Origin of the sequence: Leminorella grimontii (assembly GCF_039789245.1) — a bacterium.
In the GTDB taxonomy this organism is placed as follows: domain Bacteria; phylum Pseudomonadota; class Gammaproteobacteria; order Enterobacterales; family Enterobacteriaceae; genus Leminorella; species Leminorella grimontii.
On sequence record NZ_CP146357.1, the window covers coordinates 414472 to 432505 of the forward strand.

30 protein-coding genes are annotated in these 18034 nt (G+C 51.4%); 29 read left to right on the plus strand and 1 reads right to left on the minus strand.

Annotated elements, in window-relative coordinates; genetic code table 11:
• The first annotated feature begins 17 nt into the window (after positions 1-17).
• Positions 18-635 (plus strand): peptidylprolyl isomerase, encoded by a 618-nt coding sequence (slyD, locus tag V8L73_RS02020; RefSeq protein ID WP_347254008.1) that lies wholly within the window; start codon positions 18-20, stop codon positions 633-635.
• 71 nt (positions 636-706) lie between these two features.
• Here slyD and V8L73_RS02025 read toward each other — a convergent pair whose 3' ends face one another.
• On the minus strand, positions 707-931 hold the full coding sequence (locus V8L73_RS02025; protein WP_027273477.1) for a SlyX family protein: 225 nt from the start codon (positions 929-931) through the stop codon (positions 707-709).
• A 159-nt stretch (positions 932-1090) separates the two neighbouring features.
• Between V8L73_RS02025 and V8L73_RS02030 the strand changes: the two genes are divergently transcribed.
• The 28 genes from V8L73_RS02030 (at position 1091) to rplR (ending at position 18031) form a co-directional block, all read left to right on the plus strand.
• Positions 1091-2137 (plus strand): FKBP-type peptidyl-prolyl cis-trans isomerase, encoded by a 1047-nt coding sequence (locus tag V8L73_RS02030; RefSeq protein ID WP_347254009.1) that lies wholly within the window; start codon positions 1091-1093, stop codon positions 2135-2137.
• A 212-nt stretch (positions 2138-2349) separates the two neighbouring features.
• Entirely contained in the window at positions 2350-3144 is a 795-nt protein-coding gene (gene fkpA, locus V8L73_RS02035; RefSeq protein WP_347254010.1) for an FKBP-type peptidyl-prolyl cis-trans isomerase, read from the plus strand.
• Positions 3145-3344: 200 nt separating this feature from the next.
• Entirely contained in the window at positions 3345-4058 is a 714-nt protein-coding gene (locus tag V8L73_RS02040; protein WP_027273474.1) for a helix-turn-helix transcriptional regulator, read from the plus strand.
• Complete coding sequence (gene tusD / locus V8L73_RS02045) at positions 4055-4447, plus strand: sulfurtransferase complex subunit TusD (RefSeq protein WP_347254011.1); 393 nt, start codon at positions 4055-4057, stop codon at positions 4445-4447. Before V8L73_RS02040 ends, tusD begins: the two co-directional genes overlap by 4 nt.
• Positions 4448-4456: 9 nt before the next feature.
• On the plus strand, positions 4457-4816 hold the full coding sequence (gene tusC / locus V8L73_RS02050) for a sulfurtransferase complex subunit TusC (RefSeq protein WP_347254012.1): 360 nt from the start codon (positions 4457-4459) through the stop codon (positions 4814-4816).
• A 9-nt stretch (positions 4817-4825) separates the two neighbouring features.
• The gene (tusB, locus tag V8L73_RS02055) at positions 4826-5113 is read left to right on the plus strand and encodes a sulfurtransferase complex subunit TusB (RefSeq protein ID WP_027273471.1); all 288 of its coding nucleotides are present in this window, start codon (positions 4826-4828) and stop codon (positions 5111-5113) included.
• Positions 5114-5279: 166 nt separating this feature from the next.
• Positions 5280-5654: a 30S ribosomal protein S12 gene (gene rpsL / locus V8L73_RS02060; RefSeq protein WP_027273470.1), complete on the plus strand. Its 375-nt coding sequence runs from the start codon at positions 5280-5282 to the stop codon at positions 5652-5654.
• Positions 5655-5750: 96 nt separating this feature from the next.
• A complete protein-coding gene (gene rpsG / locus V8L73_RS02065; RefSeq protein ID WP_027273469.1) occupies positions 5751-6221 on the plus strand; it encodes a 30S ribosomal protein S7 in 471 nt (156 codons plus the stop codon).
• A gap of 93 nt (positions 6222-6314) precedes the next feature.
• Complete coding sequence (fusA, locus tag V8L73_RS02070; RefSeq protein WP_027273468.1) at positions 6315-8423, plus strand: elongation factor G; 2109 nt, start codon at positions 6315-6317, stop codon at positions 8421-8423.
• Between the two features lie 66 nt (positions 8424-8489).
• Positions 8490-9674: an elongation factor Tu gene (tuf, locus tag V8L73_RS02075; protein WP_036038139.1), complete on the plus strand. Its 1185-nt coding sequence runs from the start codon at positions 8490-8492 to the stop codon at positions 9672-9674.
• A 325-nt stretch (positions 9675-9999) separates the two neighbouring features.
• Positions 10000-10311, plus strand: coding sequence for a 30S ribosomal protein S10 (gene rpsJ, locus V8L73_RS02080; protein ID WP_001181005.1), 312 nt, complete (start codon positions 10000-10002; stop codon positions 10309-10311).
• 32 nt (positions 10312-10343) lie between these two features.
• Positions 10344-10973, plus strand: coding sequence for a 50S ribosomal protein L3 (rplC, locus tag V8L73_RS02085; RefSeq protein ID WP_027275658.1), 630 nt, complete (start codon positions 10344-10346; stop codon positions 10971-10973).
• 16 nt (positions 10974-10989) lie between these two features.
• On the plus strand, positions 10990-11595 hold the full coding sequence (rplD, locus tag V8L73_RS02090; protein ID WP_027275659.1) for a 50S ribosomal protein L4: 606 nt from the start codon (positions 10990-10992) through the stop codon (positions 11593-11595).
• Positions 11592-11894, plus strand: a complete 303-nt coding sequence (rplW, locus tag V8L73_RS02095; protein WP_027275660.1) for a 50S ribosomal protein L23 — start codon at positions 11592-11594, stop codon at positions 11892-11894. Before rplD ends, rplW begins: the two co-directional genes overlap by 4 nt.
• Positions 11895-11912: 18 nt before the next feature.
• Positions 11913-12737 carry a 50S ribosomal protein L2 gene (rplB, locus tag V8L73_RS02100; protein WP_027275661.1) on the plus strand — a complete coding sequence of 275 codons (825 nt, stop codon included), beginning with the start codon at positions 11913-11915 and terminating at the stop codon, positions 12735-12737.
• 14 nt (positions 12738-12751) lie between these two features.
• Positions 12752-13030: a 30S ribosomal protein S19 gene (rpsS, locus tag V8L73_RS02105; RefSeq protein ID WP_027275662.1), complete on the plus strand. Its 279-nt coding sequence runs from the start codon at positions 12752-12754 to the stop codon at positions 13028-13030.
• Between the two features lie 13 nt (positions 13031-13043).
• Entirely contained in the window at positions 13044-13376 is a 333-nt protein-coding gene (gene rplV / locus V8L73_RS02110) for a 50S ribosomal protein L22 (protein WP_027275663.1), read from the plus strand.
• A 17-nt stretch (positions 13377-13393) separates the two neighbouring features.
• Complete coding sequence (gene rpsC / locus V8L73_RS02115; protein ID WP_027275664.1) at positions 13394-14095, plus strand: 30S ribosomal protein S3; 702 nt, start codon at positions 13394-13396, stop codon at positions 14093-14095.
• 12 nt (positions 14096-14107) lie between these two features.
• Positions 14108-14518: a 50S ribosomal protein L16 gene (gene rplP / locus V8L73_RS02120; protein WP_027275665.1), complete on the plus strand. Its 411-nt coding sequence runs from the start codon at positions 14108-14110 to the stop codon at positions 14516-14518.
• Positions 14518-14709 (plus strand): 50S ribosomal protein L29, encoded by a 192-nt coding sequence (gene rpmC / locus V8L73_RS02125; RefSeq protein WP_027275666.1) that lies wholly within the window; start codon positions 14518-14520, stop codon positions 14707-14709. The genes rplP and rpmC overlap by 1 nt, the downstream gene beginning before the upstream one ends.
• Positions 14709-14963 (plus strand): 30S ribosomal protein S17, encoded by a 255-nt coding sequence (gene rpsQ / locus V8L73_RS02130; RefSeq protein WP_027275667.1) that lies wholly within the window; start codon positions 14709-14711, stop codon positions 14961-14963. Before rpmC ends, rpsQ begins: the two co-directional genes overlap by 1 nt.
• Before the next feature lie 162 nt (positions 14964-15125).
• Positions 15126-15497 (plus strand): 50S ribosomal protein L14, encoded by a 372-nt coding sequence (gene rplN, locus V8L73_RS02135; RefSeq protein ID WP_027275668.1) that lies wholly within the window; start codon positions 15126-15128, stop codon positions 15495-15497.
• Positions 15498-15507: 10 nt separating this feature from the next.
• A complete protein-coding gene (gene rplX / locus V8L73_RS02140) occupies positions 15508-15822 on the plus strand; it encodes a 50S ribosomal protein L24 (RefSeq protein WP_027275669.1) in 315 nt (104 codons plus the stop codon).
• Between the two features lie 15 nt (positions 15823-15837).
• On the plus strand, positions 15838-16377 hold the full coding sequence (gene rplE / locus V8L73_RS02145; protein ID WP_027275670.1) for a 50S ribosomal protein L5: 540 nt from the start codon (positions 15838-15840) through the stop codon (positions 16375-16377).
• A gap of 14 nt (positions 16378-16391) precedes the next feature.
• The gene (rpsN, locus tag V8L73_RS02150) at positions 16392-16697 is read left to right on the plus strand and encodes a 30S ribosomal protein S14 (RefSeq protein WP_027275671.1); all 306 of its coding nucleotides are present in this window, start codon (positions 16392-16394) and stop codon (positions 16695-16697) included.
• Between the two features lie 31 nt (positions 16698-16728).
• Positions 16729-17121, plus strand: a complete 393-nt coding sequence (gene rpsH, locus V8L73_RS02155) for a 30S ribosomal protein S8 (protein WP_027275672.1) — start codon at positions 16729-16731, stop codon at positions 17119-17121.
• Positions 17122-17134: 13 nt separating this feature from the next.
• Entirely contained in the window at positions 17135-17668 is a 534-nt protein-coding gene (gene rplF, locus V8L73_RS02160) for a 50S ribosomal protein L6 (protein WP_027275673.1), read from the plus strand.
• A 9-nt stretch (positions 17669-17677) separates the two neighbouring features.
• The gene (gene rplR, locus V8L73_RS02165; protein ID WP_027275674.1) at positions 17678-18031 is read left to right on the plus strand and encodes a 50S ribosomal protein L18; all 354 of its coding nucleotides are present in this window, start codon (positions 17678-17680) and stop codon (positions 18029-18031) included.
• Positions 18032-18034: the final 3 nt, after the last annotated feature.

The following is an 18034-nucleotide window of genomic DNA, read 5'->3' on the forward strand; positions in this document are numbered from 1 at the left end:
CAACGGTAGGAGAAATCATGAAAGTAGCAAAAGACCTAGTGGTCAGCCTGGCCTATCAGGTTCGTACAGAAGACGGTGTGTTGGTTGATGAGTCTCCGGTGAGCGCACCGTTGGATTATCTGCATGGACATGGTTCTCTGATCGCCGGTTTGGAAAAGGCGCTGGAAAGTCACAACGTAGGCGATCGTTTTGACGTGTTTGTTTCCGCAAACGAAGCTTACGGCGACTATGACGAAGCGCTGGTTCAGCGCGTGCCGAAGGACGTCTTTATGGGCGTTGACGAACTGCAGGTAGGGATGCGCTTTCTGGCGGACACCGATCAGGGTCCAGTGCCGGTAGAAATTACCGAAGTAGAAGACGATCACGTTGTGGTTGACGGCAACCACATGCTGGCAGGCCAAAACCTGAACTTCAACGTTGAAGTCGTCGCCATTCGCGAAGCTACGGCTGAAGAGCTGGAGCACGGCCACGTTCACGGCGCGCACGGCCATGAAGAGGGCGGCTGCTGCGGCGGTCACGGCCACGGTGAAGGCGGTTGCTGCGGCGGCGGTGGTCATGACCACGATCACGACCACGGCGAAGGCGGCTGCGGCGGTCATGGAAAAGGCCACGGCGGTTGCGGCTGTAGCCACTAATCAGTTTGAATAGCAAAATGGCAGCTTTATAACGGCTGCCATTTTTTTAGCTTATTGCGCCGAATTTGGCGCTAATAATGCGGCGGCGGAGTTTCTTCCGCCTGCGAAGCGATCATGGAGGGCGCAGAGGCCTTCAGCTTGTCGCTAAGCAGTTTAAGCTGTTCCTGTAGTTTTAGGATTTCACGCTGTTGCAAAACGAGCGCCTGGTTGAGATCGTCGATAGTCGCTTCCTGAAATGCCTGCTTGCTTTCGAGCAGTTCAAGGCGTTCTAAGAGGTCGTTGTCTATCGTTTGCATATTATCTCCGGTGGATCGCAGTAGTTTAGAACAAAACGAATAACGCGATCGCCGCGTAGGGTCGTTCGTATTTTGCAAGAGTTTACTTATCATTCGCGCGAAGAAGAAGCGGAAGGTAGGGTAAGTTTTATTTCATTATGAAATACAAGGGATCGACACATGGCTTTTTTAAATAAAAAGGGAAGCGCGTTGGGCGCGCTTTTGCTGATAGCGCCGTCTTTCTACGCATTGGCCGAAGAGGCTCAGGCCCCGGCGAATGCCGCGGCATCATCTCCTGCTGAAGTACAGCAGGCGCCGGAAAGCGACACGGTAGCCGCGCCTGAGGCGGAAAAGCCGACGCAGGCCGCTCCGACTGCGGACGATAAGGCTGAAAGCTCCGCTCCGGCGCAGGCTGTAGAAAAAGACGGTAGTTTGCAAGAAGAAAGCGCTAAAGAAGAGAGCGTGAAAAAAGAAGCGCCGCCGGTGAATGCGCCAGCGGCGGGCGATGCCGAGAAAACCGCTTCCGCTGATGATGCCAAGTCAAGCACTGAAGTAAAAACCTCGCCTCTTCCCGCGATTACGTTTTCGTTAAACAGCGAAGAGCAGCGTCGCGCCTACGCCAGCGGCGTAACGCTTGCCCGCTATCTGCAGGAAAATATGGCGCACCAGCGCAAGCTGCACATTACTTTAGACCCGAACATCGTTCTGGCGGGGATCGTGGATACGTTCGGCAACGATATCAAGATGGATGATAACGCGGTTCGCCAGACAATGGCGGTGTTTGACGAACAGGTCAACGTGCTGAACAAGGCTAAAGCCGAGCAGGAGGCCGTGCGCGAGCGTGAAATGGGACAGGCCTTCTGGAGCGATTTCGAACGGCAGGACGGGGTTAAGAAAAGCCGTTCGGGCCTGCTGTACCGTATCGATAAGAAGAGCAGCGGCGCAGCGATTAGCGACAGCGACATTGTGGAAGTCGAGCTGACGGGAACGTTGGTTAACGGCACCGTGTTTGAAAAAACGGTGAATCCTATTCGATTAAAAGTGTCTGACGTGATACCGGCGCTACGCAGCGCCATTAAGCTGGCCGGCCGCGGCGGTGAAGCTCGGGTGGTTATCCCGCCTGAACAGGGATATGGCGCCAAGGGAGCTCAGCCGGGGATCCCTCCTTACGCGACGCTGATTTTTGATATCAAAGTATTACAGGTTACTTCGGGTAAAGGTAAATAGTCAGGAGAGAGGGGCGGCGCTGCGTTTTGAGCACAAGCGCCTTTCTGTTTGAATGCGTATGCGATGGTCTGTGCCGATATTTTGAATAAATTGACGTATACCATTGAATAAGAGCATATTTAGGTTTTCTTTGACGATGTTCAGACGTAAGCTATAGGGCAGCTGTCTTTCTCATATTATGGCTTTACGCGTTTCCAGCACTGGAGAATAAAATGAAATCATTATTTAAAGTAACTCTGTTGACGGCTTCCATGGCTTTAGCCGCAGGGGCAATGGCCAATGAAGCGCCCGCCAAACCGGCGGCGCCGGCTGCGGCAGCGTCAACGGCGAAGTTTGAAAGTGAAGACAGCAAAGCGGCCTACGCTTTAGGCGCGTCTTTAGGTTCCTACATGGCCAGCTCTCTGAAAGATCAGGACAAGCTGGGCGTTGAGCTCGATCGCGCGCAGATTCAACTCGGTTTTAAAGACGCTTTTGACGGTAAGAGCAAGCTGTCCGAATCTGATATCGAGCAGGTTCTGCAGGCGTTTGAAGGCCGCGTGAAGGAAAAAGCGCACGCCAAAATGAAGGCTGAGGCAAAGGCAAACGAAGACAAGGGCACAGTCTATCGCGATAAGTATGCGAAAGAAGCGGGCGTGAAGAAAACCCAGTCCGGCCTGCTGTATAAAGTTGAGAAGGCGGGTAGCGGTGAAGCGCTGAAAGACAGTGATACCGTTGTGGTTAACTATAAGGGTACGCTGACTGACGGTACCGAGTTTGATAACTCTTATACCCGCGGCCAGCCGGCAACGTTTCAACTGGGCAACGTTATCCCAGGTTGGACCGAAGGCCTGAAGTACATTAAGAAGGGCGGCAAGATGACGATGGTTATCCCACCCGCGCTGGCCTATGGCGAGAATATGGTTCCCGGCATCCCGGTGAATTCTACGCTGGTGTTTGAAGTTGAGCTGCTGGACGTGAATCCGGTTGCCGCTGAGCCTGCCGCCGGCGCTGATAAAGCCGCCAAATAAGCTTCGCTGTAATAAAAAAACCGCATGAGAAATCCTGCGGTTTTTTCGTTAATTGAATTCTTACATTTTTTGTTAGACTAGGCCGCATCGATTAATAGAATTACGTCTCCAGGTTTTTCAGTCTGAGGACGAGTGTGGCGACGGCGTACACCTGGGCGTTAATTTATAAAGACGCCGTCTAAACGTATCGGAGAAGAGTAATGCCAAATTCGCAACTGTCCGGCGAATATGATGCGCTGGACGAAAAACCTTTTACCCCCGAAGACCACGATATTCTACGTTCTTATGAGTCTGTAGTTGACGGTTTGGCGATGCTGATTGGGCCCCACTGCGAGATAGTCTTACATTCTTTGGAGGATCTGAAATGTTCGGCTGTCCGTATTGCGAATGGAGAACATACCGGACGTAAAATTGGCTCGCCTATCACCGATATGGCGTTGAGAATGCTGCACGCGATGTCTCATGACGACACCAGCGTGTCCAAGGCCTACTTTACTCGCGCGAAAAGCGGCTCGTTGATGAAGTCGCTGACGATAGGGATCCGCAATAAAGACCGTCGGGTTATAGGGCTGCTGTGTATTAACATGAATCTGGACGTGCCTTTTTCCCAGATTATGCAAACCTTTATTCCTCCGCAGACGCAGGAAGTTCACTCAAACGTCAATTTTGCCTCTTCCGTCGACGATCTGGTTGCACAAACGCTGGAGCACAGCATTGAAGAGGTTAACGCCGATCGCGGTGTGTCTAACAATGCCAAAAACCGCCAGATCGTTTTGAACCTCTATGAAAAAGGCATTTTTGATATTAAAGACTCTATTAATCAGGTTGCCGACCGTTTGAATATTTCTAAACATACGGTTTATCTCTATATTCGCCAGTTCAAAAACGGCGATTTTTCCGGGGGAGAGCGGTGAGCCTACGTTATGCGCTGCTGGTCACCGGGCCGGCCTACGGCTGCCAGCAGGCGACCAGCGCATGGCAGTTCGCCAATGCTCTGATAAAGAAGGGCCACCGCCTTGAGAGCGTCTTTTTTTATCAAGAAGGCGTGCATAACGCCAACCGGCTGGTTTCTCCCGCCAGCGATGAGTTTGACCTTGTAAGGGCGTGGCGCGCGCTCTCCTTGCAGCACGGCGTTGCGCTGAACGTCTGCGTTGCCGCAGCGCTTCGGCGTGGGGTTATGGATGAGCAGGAAGCCGAAAGGCAAAGCCAAACGGCGGACAATCTTCAGCCGGGCTTTACGCTTAGCGGGCTGGGTGAGCTGGCGCAGGCCATGCTGACCGCCGATCGCATTATTCAGTTTTGAGCAGAGCCCATGAAAAAAATTGCGTTTGTATTTACTCAGGTTCCTCACGGCAGCGCTTCCGGTCGTGAAGGGCTGGACGCGGTTCTGGCAACGTCGGCGTTAACGGAAGATATCGGCCTGTTCTTTCTCTCTGACGGCGTGCTGCAACTTTTGCCGGAACAGAAGCCGGAGCTTATTTATTCTCGCAACTATATTGCTACCTTCGGCGTGCTGGAGCTTTATGACATCAACCGTCTGTACGTATGTAAAGCGTCGCTGGCGGAGCGCGGGATCGGCGTCGATGAAAAACTGATATTGGACGCCGAGCGGCTGTCGGGTGATGAAATGGCCGAAAGGCTGGCCGACTACGACGTAGTATTAACTTTCTGAGGTTTTTTCGTGCTGCATACGCTTTCCCACTCTTTTAGCCACGTTGATGCCGAAGCCCTGCTGCGCACTGTTAGCAGCGGCGATGCGCTGCTCTTTATTCAGGACGGCGTGGCTGGCGCGCTCGTAAAATCACCCAGTCTTGAGGCGATAATAGAAAAGGGCGTTGTTGTTTACGCGCTGCGTGAAGATCTGGAAGCCAGAGGGCTCCTTTCCCGAGTTGTTGGAGGGGTTATCGTTGTTGACTTCGCGGGGTTTGTTGATTTAAGCGTTTCCCATCGTTCGCAAATGGCGTGGTAGAGCGTTGGCCATGCGCGTCAATTATTCCTTTCATCTGCTCTGATAGCTGTATATTTCTTGACACATCCCGTCATCAGCCATAAAATTTTGCGTCCCTCAGTGTACCTTTGTGCTCTGGGGGGATTTATTACGTGTCTACGAAAGTAAAAAACCAGGAGCTTTTTTAATGGCAACAATTAATCAGCTGGTACGCAAGCCGCGCGCTATGAAGGTTGCAAAGAGCAACGTTCCCGCGCTGGAAGCATGCCCGCAAAAACGTGGCGTATGTACTCGCGTATATACCACCACTCCGAAAAAACCAAACTCTGCATTGCGTAAAGTTTGTCGTGTACGTTTAACCAACGGTTTTGAAGTTTCTTCATACATCGGTGGTGAAGGGCACAACCTTCAGGAGCACTCCGTGATCCTGATCCGCGGCGGTCGTGTTAAGGACCTGCCGGGTGTGCGTTACCATACCGTTCGCGGTGCGCTGGACTGCTCAGGCGTTAAAGACCGTAAGCAGGCCCGCTCCAAGTACGGCGTGAAGAAGCCAAAGGCTTAATGGTTACCCGTTAAGTAAGGCCAAACATTTTTAACTTAATGTCAAAATAAACTCATCGAGTTTTGGACAATCCTGAATCAATAACGGAGTATTCCCATGCCACGTCGTCGTGTTATAGGTCAGCGTAAAATTCTGCCGGACCCGAAGTTCGGATCGGATCTGCTGGCTAAATTTGTAAATATCTTAATGGTAGACGGTAAGAAATCTACCGCAGAAGCTATCGTTTATAATGCTCTTGAGACGCTGGCTCAGCGCTCAGGTAAAAGTGAACTTGAAGCTTTTGAAATTGCCCTGGACAACGTAAGACCAACTGTAGAAGTTAAGTCTCGTCGTGTTGGTGGTTCTACTTATCAGGTACCGGTTGAAGTTCGCCCGGTTCGCCGTAACGCGCTTGCCATGCGCTGGATTGTAGATGCTGCCCGTAAACGCGGTGATAAATCCATGGCTTTACGCTTGGCGAATGAACTGTCTGACGCTGCGGAAAACAAAGGTACCGCAGTTAAGAAGCGTGAAGACGTTCACCGCATGGCTGAAGCCAACAAGGCGTTCGCTCACTATCGCTGGTAATTTTTCCCGATAGTCATGCTAATCATCATGCGGGCGCTTTTTACGTGACCCGCATGGGTTATCTGAAGAACGACCTAGTAATCGAGGAATAAAATGGCTCGTACAACCCCTATTGAGCGTTACCGTAATATCGGTATCAGTGCTCACATTGACGCCGGTAAAACAACGACTACAGAGCGTATTCTGTTTTACACCGGTGTAAACCATAAGATCGGTGAAGTTCACGACGGCGCTGCGACGATGGACTGGATGGAACAGGAGCAGGAGCGTGGTATCACCATCACCTCAGCTGCGACTACCGCATTCTGGTCCGGTATGGCTAAGCAGTTTGAAGCGCACCGCGTCAACATCATCGACACCCCGGGGCACGTTGACTTCACCATCGAAGTAGAGCGCTCGATGCGCGTGCTTGACGGCGCTGTCATGGTTTATTGTGCCGTCGGCGGCGTTCAGCCTCAGTCTGAAACCGTTTGGCGTCAGGCTAACAAATATAAAGTTCCACGCATCGCGTTCGTTAACAAAATGGACCGCATGGGTGCTAACTTCCTGCGCGTAGTTGAGCAGTTGAAAACTCGTCTGGCTGCTAACGCAGTGCCAATTCAGCTGCCTATCGGCGCTGAAGACAACTTTACCGGCGTTGTTGACCTGATCAAAATGAAGGCCATCAACTGGAATGACGCCGATCAGGGCGTAACCTTCGAATACGAAGATGTTCCTGCCGGAATGCAGGCGCTTGCCGAAGAATGGCGTCAAAATCTGGTCGAGTCTGCGGCTGAAGCATCAGAAGACCTGATGGACAAGTATTTGGGCGGCGAAGAGCTGACTGAAGAAGAGATCAAAAAAGCGCTGCGTCAACGCGTTTTGAACAATGAAATCATTCTGGTTACCTGTGGTTCTGCGTTCAAAAACAAAGGCGTTCAGGCGATGCTGGATGCGGTTATCGAATACCTGCCGGCGCCGACTGACGTTCCTGCTATCAACGGCGTTCAAACCGACGGTGAAACGCACGACGAACGTCATCCTAGCGATGACGAGCCGTTTGCTGCGCTGGCGTTTAAAATCGCGACAGACCCGTTCGTGGGCAACCTGACGTTCTTCCGCGTTTATTCCGGCGTGGTTAACTCAGGCGATACCGTTCTGAACGCAGTGAAGGACAAGAGAGAACGCTTTGGCCGTATCGTTCAGATGCACGCCAACAAGCGTGAAGAAATTAAAGAAGTTCGTGCCGGCGACATCGCCGCTGCGATCGGTCTGAAAGACGTAACTACGGGTGACACCCTGTGTGACCAAGCTAAACCGATTATCCTGGAACGCATGGAGTTCCCTGAGCCGGTTATCGCTGTAGCCGTTGAGCCGAAAACCAAGGTCGACCAGGAAAAAATGGGCATCGCTCTGGGCCGTCTGGCTCAGGAAGACCCGTCTTTCCGCGTTCAAACTGACGAAGAGTCAGGCCAGACCATCATTTCCGGCATGGGCGAGCTTCACCTGGACATCATCGTCGACCGTATGCGTCGCGAGTTCAACGTAGAAGCTAACGTCGGTAAGCCTCAGGTTGCCTATCGTGAAACTATCCGCCAGACGGTGACGGATGTTCAAGGTAAGCATGCCAAGCAGTCAGGTGGTCGCGGTCAGTACGGTGACGTCGTTATCGACATGTCTCCGCTGGAACCAGGCGGCGTGGGCTACGAATTTGTCAACGACATCAAGGGCGGCGTCATTCCTGGCGAATTTATCCCTGCCGTTGACAAAGGTATTCGGGAACAGCTGAAGTCTGGTCCGTTAGCTGGCTATCCGGTAGTTGATATCAAGGTGCGTCTGCACTATGGTTCTTACCATGACGTCGACTCTTCTGAACTGGCGTTTAAACTGGCCGCGTCAATTGCCTTTAAAGAAGGCTTTATGAAGGCGAAGCCGGTTCTGCTTGAGCCTATCATGAAGGTTGAAGTTGAGACTCCGGAAGACTACATGGGTGATGTTATCGGTGACCTGAACCGTCGCCGCGGCATGATCGATGGTATGGAAGATACCGCAACCGGTAAAACCGTTCGCGCACAGGTTCCACTGTCCGAAATGTTTGGTTATGCTACCGACCTGCGTTCACAAACTCAGGGTCGCGCTTCATACTCCATGGAGTTCCTGAAGTACAGCGAAGCACCGAATAACGTTGCTACCGCAATTATCGAATCTCGCAAGGCTAAGTAAGCCTTAACGGGTATTAAATGTATATTCCGCCCCCTTTTTAAGGGGGCAGTGTAAAGGAAGAAAATCGTGTCTAAAGAAAAATTTGAACGTACAAAACCGCACGTTAACGTCGGTACTATCGGCCACGTTGACCACGGTAAAACTACGCTGACGGCTGCAATCACCACCGTTTTGGCTAAGACCTACGGCGGTAACGCTCGCGCATTCGACCAAATCGACAACGCGCCGGAAGAAAAGGCTCGCGGTATCACCATCAACACTTCTCACGTTGAATACGACACCCCGACTCGCCACTACGCGCACGTTGACTGCCCGGGGCACGCCGACTACGTTAAGAACATGATCACCGGCGCCGCTCAGATGGACGGTGCAATTCTGGTAGTAGCAGCGACTGACGGCCCGATGCCTCAGACTCGCGAGCACATCCTGCTGGGTCGTCAGGTAGGCGTTCCGTACATCATCGTATTCCTGAACAAGTGCGATATGGTTGATGACGAAGAGCTGCTGGAGCTGGTTGAGATGGAAGTTCGCGAACTGCTGTCTCAGTACGACTTCCCGGGCGACGACACGCCGGTAGTCCGCGGTTCAGCGCTGAAAGCGCTGGAAGGCGAAGCCGAGTGGGAAGCGAAAATCATCGAGCTGGCAGGCCATCTGGATACTTATATCCCAGAACCTGAGCGTGCGATTGACAAGCCGTTCCTGCTGCCGATCGAAGACGTATTCTCTATCTCCGGCCGTGGTACCGTTGTTACCGGTCGTGTAGAGCGCGGCATCATCAAAGTCGGTGAAGAAGTGGAAATCGTCGGTATCAAAGATACCACCAAGACCACCTGTACCGGCGTTGAAATGTTCCGTAAGCTGCTGGACGAAGGCCGTGCGGGCGAGAACGTGGGCGTTCTGCTGCGCGGTACCAAGCGTGACGAAATCGAACGTGGTCAAGTTCTGGCCAAGCCGGGCACCATCACTCCTCACACCCAGTTCGTGTCAGAAGTGTATATCCTGAGCAAGGATGAAGGCGGCCGTCATACTCCGTTCTTCAAAGGCTACCGTCCTCAGTTCTACTTCCGTACGACTGACGTAACTGGCACCATCGAACTGCCGGAAGGCGTAGAGATGGTAATGCCAGGCGACAACATTCAGATGACCGTAAGTCTGATTGCGCCGATCGCAATGGACGAAGGTCTGCGCTTCGCAATCCGCGAAGGCGGCCGTACCGTTGGTGCGGGCGTTGTTGCCAAGATCGTTAAGTAATTTATTTTACTTGAAGATTAGAAAAGGGCGCTTCGGCGCCCTTTTTGCTGCCTGAAATATGTCTACCCGTTCCGCAGTAGGTAATTAATTCTACATAGCACTTGCGATGTGGGCGTAAATCTGTACAATGCTCAGGCCTGCATCGCATGTCGGTGCGGTACGGTGTTCAATTGAGCGCCGTGTCCACGACGCTTTTCGTTATGCCAAGTGGCAACAATACTCCCGATATGGGGGTTATATGAAGAACGATTACACTCCCCCATCAATCGAAATGGGTGCGAGTAGTAATTTTTTACGTTTATAAAACAATTGGAGCTCTGGTCTCATGCAGAACCAAAGAATCCGTATCCGCCTGAAAGCGTTTGATCATCGTCTGATCGACCAGTCAACCGCGGAAATCGTCGAGACTGCTAAGCGCACTGGCGCTCAAGTACGTGGTCCGATCCCACTGCCAACCCGCAAAGAGCGTTTTACCGTTCTGATCTCTCCGCACGTTAACAAAGACGCGCGCGATCAGTACGAAATTCGTACTCATAAGCGTTTGGTTGACATCGTTGAGCCAACTGAAAAGACGGTTGATGCTCTGATGCGTCTGGATCTGGCTGCCGGTGTTGACGTGCAGATCAGCCTGGGTTAATCAGGTCATTGAGCGATTGAGAGGTTGAAACAATGATTGGTTTAGTCGGACGTAAAGTAGGAATGACCCGTATCTTCACCGAAGAGGGTGTGTCTATTCCTGTTACTGTTATCGAAATTGAAGCGAACCGCGTTACTCAGGTTAAAGATCTGGCTAACGATGGATACCGTGCCGTACAAGTAACTACCGGTAGCAAAAAAGCTAACCGCGTTCTTAAGCCGGAAGCGGGTCATTTCGCTAAAGCTGGCGTTACTGCCGGTCGTGGTCTGTGGGAATTCCGTCTGAACGACGGTGAAGAATTCGCCGCTGGCCAAGAAATTAACGTTGATATCTTTGCCGACGTTAAGAAAGTTGACGTTACCGGGACTTCTAAAGGTAAGGGCTTCGCTGGTACTACTAAGCGTTGGAACTTCCGTACTCAGGACGCTACCCACGGTAACTCTTTGTCACATCGCGGTCACGGTTCTATCGGTCAGAACCAGACGCCGGGTAAAGTGTTCAAAGGTAAGAAAATGGCAGGCCACCTGGGTGATGAGCGCGTAACCGTTCAAAGCCTGGAAGTAGTTCGTGTTGACGCTGAGCGCAACCTGCTGCTGGTTAAAGGCGCTGTTCCTGGGGCTACCGGTAGCGATCTGATCGTTAAACCGGCTGTGAAGGCGTAACGTCGAGGAGATAGGAATGGAATTGGTAATTAAAGACGCGCCTGGCGCGCTGACTGTTTCCGAAACTACCTTCGGACGTGATTTTAATGAAGCTCTGGTTCACCAGGTTGTTGTTGCTTATGCAGCGGCAGCTCGTCAGGGAACCCGTGCTCAGAAAACCCGCGCTGAAGTAACCGGTTCAGGTAAAAAGCCGTGGCGCCAAAAAGGCACCGGCCGTGCACGCTCTGGCTCAATCAAGAGCCCGATCTGGCGTTCTGGTGGCGTAACGTTCGCCGCTCGTCCGCAAGATCACAGCCAGAAAGTGAACAAAAAGATGTACCGCGGTGCACTGAAGTGCATTCTGTCTGAGCTGGTACGTCAAGAGCGTCTGATTGTTGTTGAGAAGTTCACTGTAGAAGCACCGAAAACCAAGCTGCTGGTACAGAAATTGAAAGAAATGGATCTGGATGACGTACTGATCGTGACCAGCGAAGTCGAACCGAACCTGTACCTGGCTGCAGGCAACCTGCACAAGGTTGACGTTCGCGACGTAGCCGGTATCGACCCGTTCAGCCTGATCGCTTTCGATAAAGTGGTGATGACTGCTGATGCTGTGAAGCAAGTAGAGGAGATGCTGGCATGATCCGTGAAGAACGCCTGCTGAAAGTCCTGCGCGCACCACACGTTTCTGAAAAAGCCTCTGGCGCAATGGAAAAGCACAATACTATCGTGCTGAAAGTTGCTAAAGATGCGACAAAAGCGGAAGTGAAAGCTGCCGTTCAGAAGCTGTTTGAGGTTGAAGTCAATGACGTTCGCACCCTGATCGTTAAGGGTAAAGTGAAGCGTCATGGTCAGCGTGTTGGTCGTCGTAGCGACTGGAAAAAAGCTTACGTCACGTTAAAAGAAGGCCAGAATCTGGACTTCATTGGCGGCGCAGAGTAAGCGGAGGATTGAAATACCATGGCAATTGTTAAGTGTAAGCCAACGTCTCCGGGTCGTCGCCACGTCGTTAAAGTGGTTAACCCTGAGCTGCACAAGGGCAAACCTTATGCCCCATTGCTGGAAAAGAACAGCAAAACAGGTGGCCGTAATAACAATGGCCGTATCACCACTCGCCACATTGGTGGCGGTCATAAGCAGCACTATCGTTTAGTTGACTTTAAGCGCAACAAAGACGGTATCGCAGCTGTTGTTGAGCGTCTTGAATACGATCCGAACCGTTCCGCGAATATCGCGCTGGTTCTGTATAAAGACGGCGAACGCCGTTATATTCTTGCGCCCAAAGGCCTGAAGGCCGGTGACCAAATCCAATCCGGTGTTGATGCAGCCATTAAGGTAGGTAACTGCCTGCCGATGCGCAACATTCCCGTTGGTTCTACGGTTCACAACGTTGAAATGAAACCAGGTAAAGGCGGCCAAATGGCTCGCTCTGCCGGCGGTTACGTTCAAATCGTTGCCCGTGAAGGTTCTTACGTCACTATCCGTCTTCGTTCCGGCGAAATGCGTAAAGTGCTTGCTGACTGCCGCGCCACCTTAGGTGAAGTAGGCAACTCTGAGCACATGCTGCGCGTACTGGGTAAAGCTGGCGCCAGCCGTTGGCGCGGTATTCGTCCGACCGTTCGCGGTACGGCGATGAACCCGGTAGACCACCCGCACGGTGGTGGTGAAGGTCGTAACTTTGGTAAGCACCCGGTTACTCCGTGGGGCGTACAGACCAAGGGTAAGAAGACTCGTAGCAACAAGCGTACCGATCAATTCATCGTACGTCGCCGTAGTAAAAAATAATTAGAGGATAAGCCATGCCACGTTCTCTCAAGAAAGGTCCATTTATTGACCTGCACTTGCTGAAGAAGGTAGAGAAAGCGGTGGAAAGCGGAGACAAAAAGCCTGTTAAGACTTGGTCCCGTCGTTCAACGATCTTTCCAAATATGATCGGTTTGACCATCGCTGTCCATAATGGTCGTCAGCACGTACCAGTCTTTGTAACCGACGAAATGGTCGGCCACAAGCTGGGCGAATTCGCGCCGACTCGTACTTATCGCGGCCACGCGGCTGATAAAAAAGCCAAGAAGAAATAAGTAGGAGGAAGAGATGGAAACTATCGCTAAACATCGCCACGCTCGTTCTTCTGCACAGAAGGTTCGCTTAGTCGCTGACCTGATTCGCGGTAAGAAAGTGTCGCAAGCTCTGGAAATTTTAACCTACACCAACAAGAAAGCTGCTGAGTTGGTTAAAAAAGTACTTGAGTCTGCCATTGCAAACGCAGAACACAACGATGGCGCTGACATTGATGATCTGAAAGTCGCCAAGATTTTTGTCGACGAAGGTCCTAGCATGAAGCGCATTATGCCTCGTGCAAAAGGCCGTGCAGATCGCATCCTGAAGCGCACCAGCCACATCACTGTGGTTGTGTCCGATCGCTGAGACTCTGGAGAATAGCAATGGGTCAGAAAGTACATCCGAATGGTATTCGACTGGGTATTGTTAAGTCTTGGAACTCTACCTGGTACGCCAATACCAAAGAATTCGCTGATAACCTGGACAGCGACTTTAAAGTTCGCCAGTTCCTGAACAAAGAACTGGATAAAGCTTCCGTTTCTCGCATCGTTATCGAGCGTCCCGCCAAGAGCATCCGTGTGACTATTCACACCGCTCGCCCGGGCATCGTTATCGGCAAGAAAGGGGAAGACGTAGAAAAGCTGCGTAACGCTGTGGCGTCTATCGCCGGCGTGCCTGCGCAAATCAATATCGCCGAAGTTCGTAAACCAGAACTGGACGCAAAGCTGGTTGCTGACAGCATCACTTCTCAACTGGAGCGTCGCGTGATGTTCCGTCGTGCGATGAAGCGTGCCGTTCAGAACGCAATGCGTATTGGCGCTAAAGGTATCAAAGTGGAAGTCAGTGGCCGTTTAGGCGGCGCTGAGATCGCGCGTACCGAATGGTACCGTGAGGGTCGCGTTCCGTTGCACACTCTGCGTGCGGATATCGACTATAACACTTCTGAAGCGCACACCACTTATGGTGTAATCGGCGTTAAAGTGTGGATCTTCAAAGGTGAGATCTTGGGTGGTATGGCTGCAGTTGAACAACCGGAAAAACCGGCTGCTCAACCTAAAAAGCAGCAGCGTAAAGGCCGTAAATAAGGAGCGTCGCTGATGTTACAACCAAAGCGTACAAAATTCCGTAAAGTGCACAAGGGCCGCAACCGTGGTCTGGCTGCCGGTGCGGATGTGAGCTTCGGCACTTTCGGTCTGAAAGCTGTTGGCCGCGGTCGTCTGACTGCTCGCCAAATCGAGGCGGCACGTCGTGCCATGACACGTGCAGTTAAGCGTCAAGGTAAAATCTGGATTCGCGTATTCCCAGACAAACCTATCACAGAAAAGCCGCTTGAAGTTCGTATGGGTAAAGGTAAGGGTAACGTAGAATACTGGGTAGCCCTTATTCAACCGGGTAAAGTCCTGTATGAAATGGACGGCGTTCCGGAAGAAATCGCCCGCGAAGCGTTCAAGCTGGCAGCAGCAAAACTGCCGATTAAAACCACCTTTGTAACTAAGACGGTGATGTAATGAAAGCAAAAGAGCTGCGTGAAAAAAGTGTTGAAGAGCTGAACACTGAGCTGCTTAACCTGCTGCGTGAGCAGTTTAACCTGCGCATGCAAGCGGCGAGCGGCCAGCTGCAACAGTCTCACCTGTTGAAGCAAGTGCGTCGTAACGTTGCACGTGTGAAAACTTTACTGACTGAGAAGGCGGGTGCGTAATGACTGATAAAATCCGTACTTTGCAAGGTCGTGTTGTTAGCGACAAGATGGAGAAATCCCTTGTTGTAGCGATTGAGCGTATGGTGAAGCACCCGGTATATGGTAAGTTCATCAAACGTACGACTAAGCTGCACGTACATGACGAGAACAATGAATGTGGAATCGGCGATCTGGTGGAAATCACTGAATGCCGTCCGCTGTCTAAGACTAAGTCTTGGACGCTTGTTCGAGTTGTAGAGAAAGCGGTTCTGTAATAAAGTATCGCTTTCCTCATAAGATAAACGGCTCAGTTAATGGGCCGTTTATTTTTTCTACCCAACGTCGGTAAGCGGTGGTATAATGCCGCGCCCTGATGTATGGGGGATTTTAAACGACCCGTGAGGGTCCTAAGTAGTTGACATTAGCGGAGCACTAAGATGATCCAAGAACAGACTATGCTGACCGTCGCTGACAACTCCGGCGCGCGTAGCGTAATGTGTATCAAGGTTCTGGGTGGATCGCACCGTCGCTACGCTGGCGTGGGCGACATCATCAAAATTACCATCAAGGAAGCAATTCCTCGCGGTAAGGTTAAAAAAGGTGATGTCCTCAAGGCGGTAGTGGTGCGCACCAGAAAGGGTGTTCGTCGCCCTGACGGATCTGTCGTTCGCTTCGATCGCAATGCTTGTGTGTTGTTAAACAACAACAGCGAGCAGCCGATCGGTACGCGTATTTTCGGGCCGGTGACTCGTGAACTTCGTTCTGAAAAGTTCATGAAAATCATCTCATTAGCGCCAGAAGTACTGTAAGGAGCGAACCATGGCAGCGAAAATCCGTCGTGATGACGAAGTTATCGTGTTAACCGGTAAAGATAAAGGTAAGCGCGGTAAAGTTAAGAGTGTCCTGTCTTCCAGTAAGATTGTTGTTGAAGGTATCAACCTGGTTAAGAAACATCAGAAGCCTGTACCGGCTCTGAACCAACCGGGTGGCATCGTTGAAAAAGAAGCTGCAATTCAGGTTTCTAACGTTGCAATCTACAATGCATCTACAGGCAAGGCTGACCGTGTAGGCTTTCGTTTTGAAGACGGCAAAAAAGTCCGTTTCTTCAAATCTAATAGCGAAACTATTAAGTAAGTTGGAGTAGTTACGATGGCGAAACTGCATGATTACTACAAAGAACAGGTAGTAAATAAACTGGTAGAACAGTTTGGCTACAAATCTGTCATGCAAGTCCCTCGGGTCGAGAAGATTACCCTCAACATGGGTGTTGGTGAAGCGATCACTGACAAGAAACTGCTGGATAATGCAGCAGCTGACTTGGCAGCGATTTCCGGTCAAAAGCCGCTTGTCACCAAAGCCCGTAAATCTGTTGCAGGCTTCAAAATCCGTCAAGGGTATCCGATCGGCTGTAAAGTAACCCTGCGTGGCGAACGTATGTGGGAATTCTTAGAGCGACTGATCTCTATTGCTGTACCTCGAATCCGTGACTTCCGTGGCCTAAGCGCCAAGTCATTTGATGGCCGTGGTAACTACAGCATGGGCGTGCGTGAGCAGATCATCTTCCCAGAAATCGACTATGACAAAGTCGATCGTGTACGTGGTTTGGACATTACCATCACCACTTCCGCGAAATCTGACGAAGAAGGCCGCGCTCTGCTGGCTGCCTTTAACTTCCCGTTCCGCAAGTAAGGTAGGGTTGACTCATGGCTAAGCAATCAATGAAAGCACGCGAAGTTAAGCGTGTAAAATTGGCTGATAAGTTCTTCGCTAAGCGCGCTGAACTGAAAGCAATCATCTCTGATGTGAACGCATCTGACGAAGACCGTTGGAATGCAGTGCTCAAGCTGCAAACGCTTCCTCGTGATTCCAGCCCAAGTCGTCAACGTAACCGTTGTCGTCAAACAGGTCGTCCTCACGGCGTCCTGCGTAAGTTTGGGTTAAGCCGTATTAAGGTCCGTGAAGCCGCTATGCGCGGTGAGATCCCGGGTCTGAAGAAGGCTAGTTGGTAATTTCACCATTGAATCACGGGAGTAAAGACAGATGAGCATGCAAGATCCGATCGCGGATATGCTGACCCGTATTAGAAACGGTCAGGCCGCGAACAAAGTTGCGGTCACTATGCCTTCCTCCAAGCTTAAAGTGGCTATTGCCAATGTGCTGAAGGAAGAAGGCTATATCGAAGAATATAAAGTTGTTGGCGACACCAAGCCCGAACTGGAACTCGTACTGAAGTACTTCCAGGGCGCGCCGGTCGTAGAAAGCATCCAGCGTGTAAGCCGCCCTGGTCTGCGCATCTATAAGAAAAAAGATGAGCTGCCAAAAGTTATGGCCGGTTTAGGTATCGCTGTTGTTTCTACCTCTAAAGGTGTTATGACCGATCGTGCAGCTCGCCAGGCAGGTCTTGGTGGCGAGATTCTCTGCTACGTAGCTTAATCAGGAGGAAAAAATGTCACGTGTTGCTAAAGCACCCGTCGTTATTCCTGCTGGTGTAGAGGTAAAACTCAACGGTCAGGCTATAACAATTAAAGGTAAAAACGGCGAGCTGTCGCGTACAGTCCATGACGCCGTCGAAGTTAAGCAGGATAACGGTGCGTTAACGTTCGCTCCTCGCGAAGGTTTCGCTAACGGGTGGGCCCAAGCTGGTACCGCTCGCGCCCTGATTAACGGAATGGTTGTCGGTGTTACTGAAGGCTTCACTAAGAAGCTACAGCTGGTAGGCGTAGGCTACCGCGCAGCGATTAAGGGTAATGCAGTAAGCCTGGCATTAGGCTTCTCTCACCCCGTTGAGCATGTTCTGCCTGCAGGCATCACTGCTGAATGCCCGAGCCAAACTGAAATCGTACTGAAAGGTGCCGATAAGCAGTTAATTGGTCAGGTGGCTGCAGATTTGCGTGCCTACCGTCGTCCTGAGCCTTACAAAGGCAAGGGTGTCCGTTACGCCGACGAAGTCGTGCGTACCAAAGAGGCTAAGAAGAAGTAAGGTAACACTATGGATAAGAAAGCAGCTCGTATCCGTCGTGCGACCCGCGCACGTCGTAAGATTAAAGAACTGTGTGCGACTCGCCTGGTGGTTCACCGTACTCCGCGCCACATTTACGCACAGGTTATCGCACCGAACGGTTCTGAAGTTCTGGTTGCAGCCTCTACCGTAGAGAAGGCGATTGCAGAGCAAGTGAAATATACCGGAAACAAAGACGCTGCCGCATTAGTGGGTAAAGCTATTGCAGAGCGCGCGTTGGCGAAAGAGATCTCTAAGGTGTCTTTTGACCGTTCTGGTTTCCAATATCATGGTCGAGTCCAGGCGCTGGCAGATGCTGCCCGCGAAGCTGGCCTTCAGTTCTAAGGT

What these genes read in the sequence shown, in the direction of transcription:
- slyD (WP_347254008.1), top strand. Translation starts at nt 18, where the DNA reads ATGAAAGTAGCAAAAGACCTAGTGGTCAGCCTGGCCTATCAGGTTCGT.
- V8L73_RS02025 (WP_027273477.1), bottom strand. Translation starts at nt 931, where the DNA reads ATGCAAACGATAGACAACGACCTCTTAGAACGCCTTGAACTGCTCGAA.
- V8L73_RS02030 (WP_347254009.1), top strand. Translation starts at nt 1,091, where the DNA reads ATGGCTTTTTTAAATAAAAAGGGAAGCGCGTTGGGCGCGCTTTTGCTG.
- fkpA (WP_347254010.1), top strand. Translation starts at nt 2,350, where the DNA reads ATGAAATCATTATTTAAAGTAACTCTGTTGACGGCTTCCATGGCTTTA.
- V8L73_RS02040 (WP_027273474.1), top strand. Translation starts at nt 3,345, where the DNA reads ATGCCAAATTCGCAACTGTCCGGCGAATATGATGCGCTGGACGAAAAA.
- tusC (WP_347254012.1), top strand. Translation starts at nt 4,457, where the DNA reads ATGAAAAAAATTGCGTTTGTATTTACTCAGGTTCCTCACGGCAGCGCT.
- rpsL (WP_027273470.1), top strand. Translation starts at nt 5,280, where the DNA reads ATGGCAACAATTAATCAGCTGGTACGCAAGCCGCGCGCTATGAAGGTT.
- rpsG (WP_027273469.1), top strand. Translation starts at nt 5,751, where the DNA reads ATGCCACGTCGTCGTGTTATAGGTCAGCGTAAAATTCTGCCGGACCCG.
- fusA (WP_027273468.1), top strand. Translation starts at nt 6,315, where the DNA reads ATGGCTCGTACAACCCCTATTGAGCGTTACCGTAATATCGGTATCAGT.
- rpsJ (WP_001181005.1), top strand. Translation starts at nt 10,000, where the DNA reads ATGCAGAACCAAAGAATCCGTATCCGCCTGAAAGCGTTTGATCATCGT.
- rplC (WP_027275658.1), top strand. Translation starts at nt 10,344, where the DNA reads ATGATTGGTTTAGTCGGACGTAAAGTAGGAATGACCCGTATCTTCACC.
- rplD (WP_027275659.1), top strand. Translation starts at nt 10,990, where the DNA reads ATGGAATTGGTAATTAAAGACGCGCCTGGCGCGCTGACTGTTTCCGAA.
- rplW (WP_027275660.1), top strand. Translation starts at nt 11,592, where the DNA reads ATGATCCGTGAAGAACGCCTGCTGAAAGTCCTGCGCGCACCACACGTT.
- rplB (WP_027275661.1), top strand. Translation starts at nt 11,913, where the DNA reads ATGGCAATTGTTAAGTGTAAGCCAACGTCTCCGGGTCGTCGCCACGTC.
- rpsS (WP_027275662.1), top strand. Translation starts at nt 12,752, where the DNA reads ATGCCACGTTCTCTCAAGAAAGGTCCATTTATTGACCTGCACTTGCTG.
- rplV (WP_027275663.1), top strand. Translation starts at nt 13,044, where the DNA reads ATGGAAACTATCGCTAAACATCGCCACGCTCGTTCTTCTGCACAGAAG.
- rpsC (WP_027275664.1), top strand. Translation starts at nt 13,394, where the DNA reads ATGGGTCAGAAAGTACATCCGAATGGTATTCGACTGGGTATTGTTAAG.
- rplP (WP_027275665.1), top strand. Translation starts at nt 14,108, where the DNA reads ATGTTACAACCAAAGCGTACAAAATTCCGTAAAGTGCACAAGGGCCGC.
- rpmC (WP_027275666.1), top strand. Translation starts at nt 14,518, where the DNA reads ATGAAAGCAAAAGAGCTGCGTGAAAAAAGTGTTGAAGAGCTGAACACT.
- rpsQ (WP_027275667.1), top strand. Translation starts at nt 14,709, where the DNA reads ATGACTGATAAAATCCGTACTTTGCAAGGTCGTGTTGTTAGCGACAAG.
- rplN (WP_027275668.1), top strand. Translation starts at nt 15,126, where the DNA reads ATGATCCAAGAACAGACTATGCTGACCGTCGCTGACAACTCCGGCGCG.
- rplX (WP_027275669.1), top strand. Translation starts at nt 15,508, where the DNA reads ATGGCAGCGAAAATCCGTCGTGATGACGAAGTTATCGTGTTAACCGGT.
- rplE (WP_027275670.1), top strand. Translation starts at nt 15,838, where the DNA reads ATGGCGAAACTGCATGATTACTACAAAGAACAGGTAGTAAATAAACTG.
- rpsN (WP_027275671.1), top strand. Translation starts at nt 16,392, where the DNA reads ATGGCTAAGCAATCAATGAAAGCACGCGAAGTTAAGCGTGTAAAATTG.
- rpsH (WP_027275672.1), top strand. Translation starts at nt 16,729, where the DNA reads ATGAGCATGCAAGATCCGATCGCGGATATGCTGACCCGTATTAGAAAC.
- rplF (WP_027275673.1), top strand. Translation starts at nt 17,135, where the DNA reads ATGTCACGTGTTGCTAAAGCACCCGTCGTTATTCCTGCTGGTGTAGAG.
- rplR (WP_027275674.1), top strand. Translation starts at nt 17,678, where the DNA reads ATGGATAAGAAAGCAGCTCGTATCCGTCGTGCGACCCGCGCACGTCGT.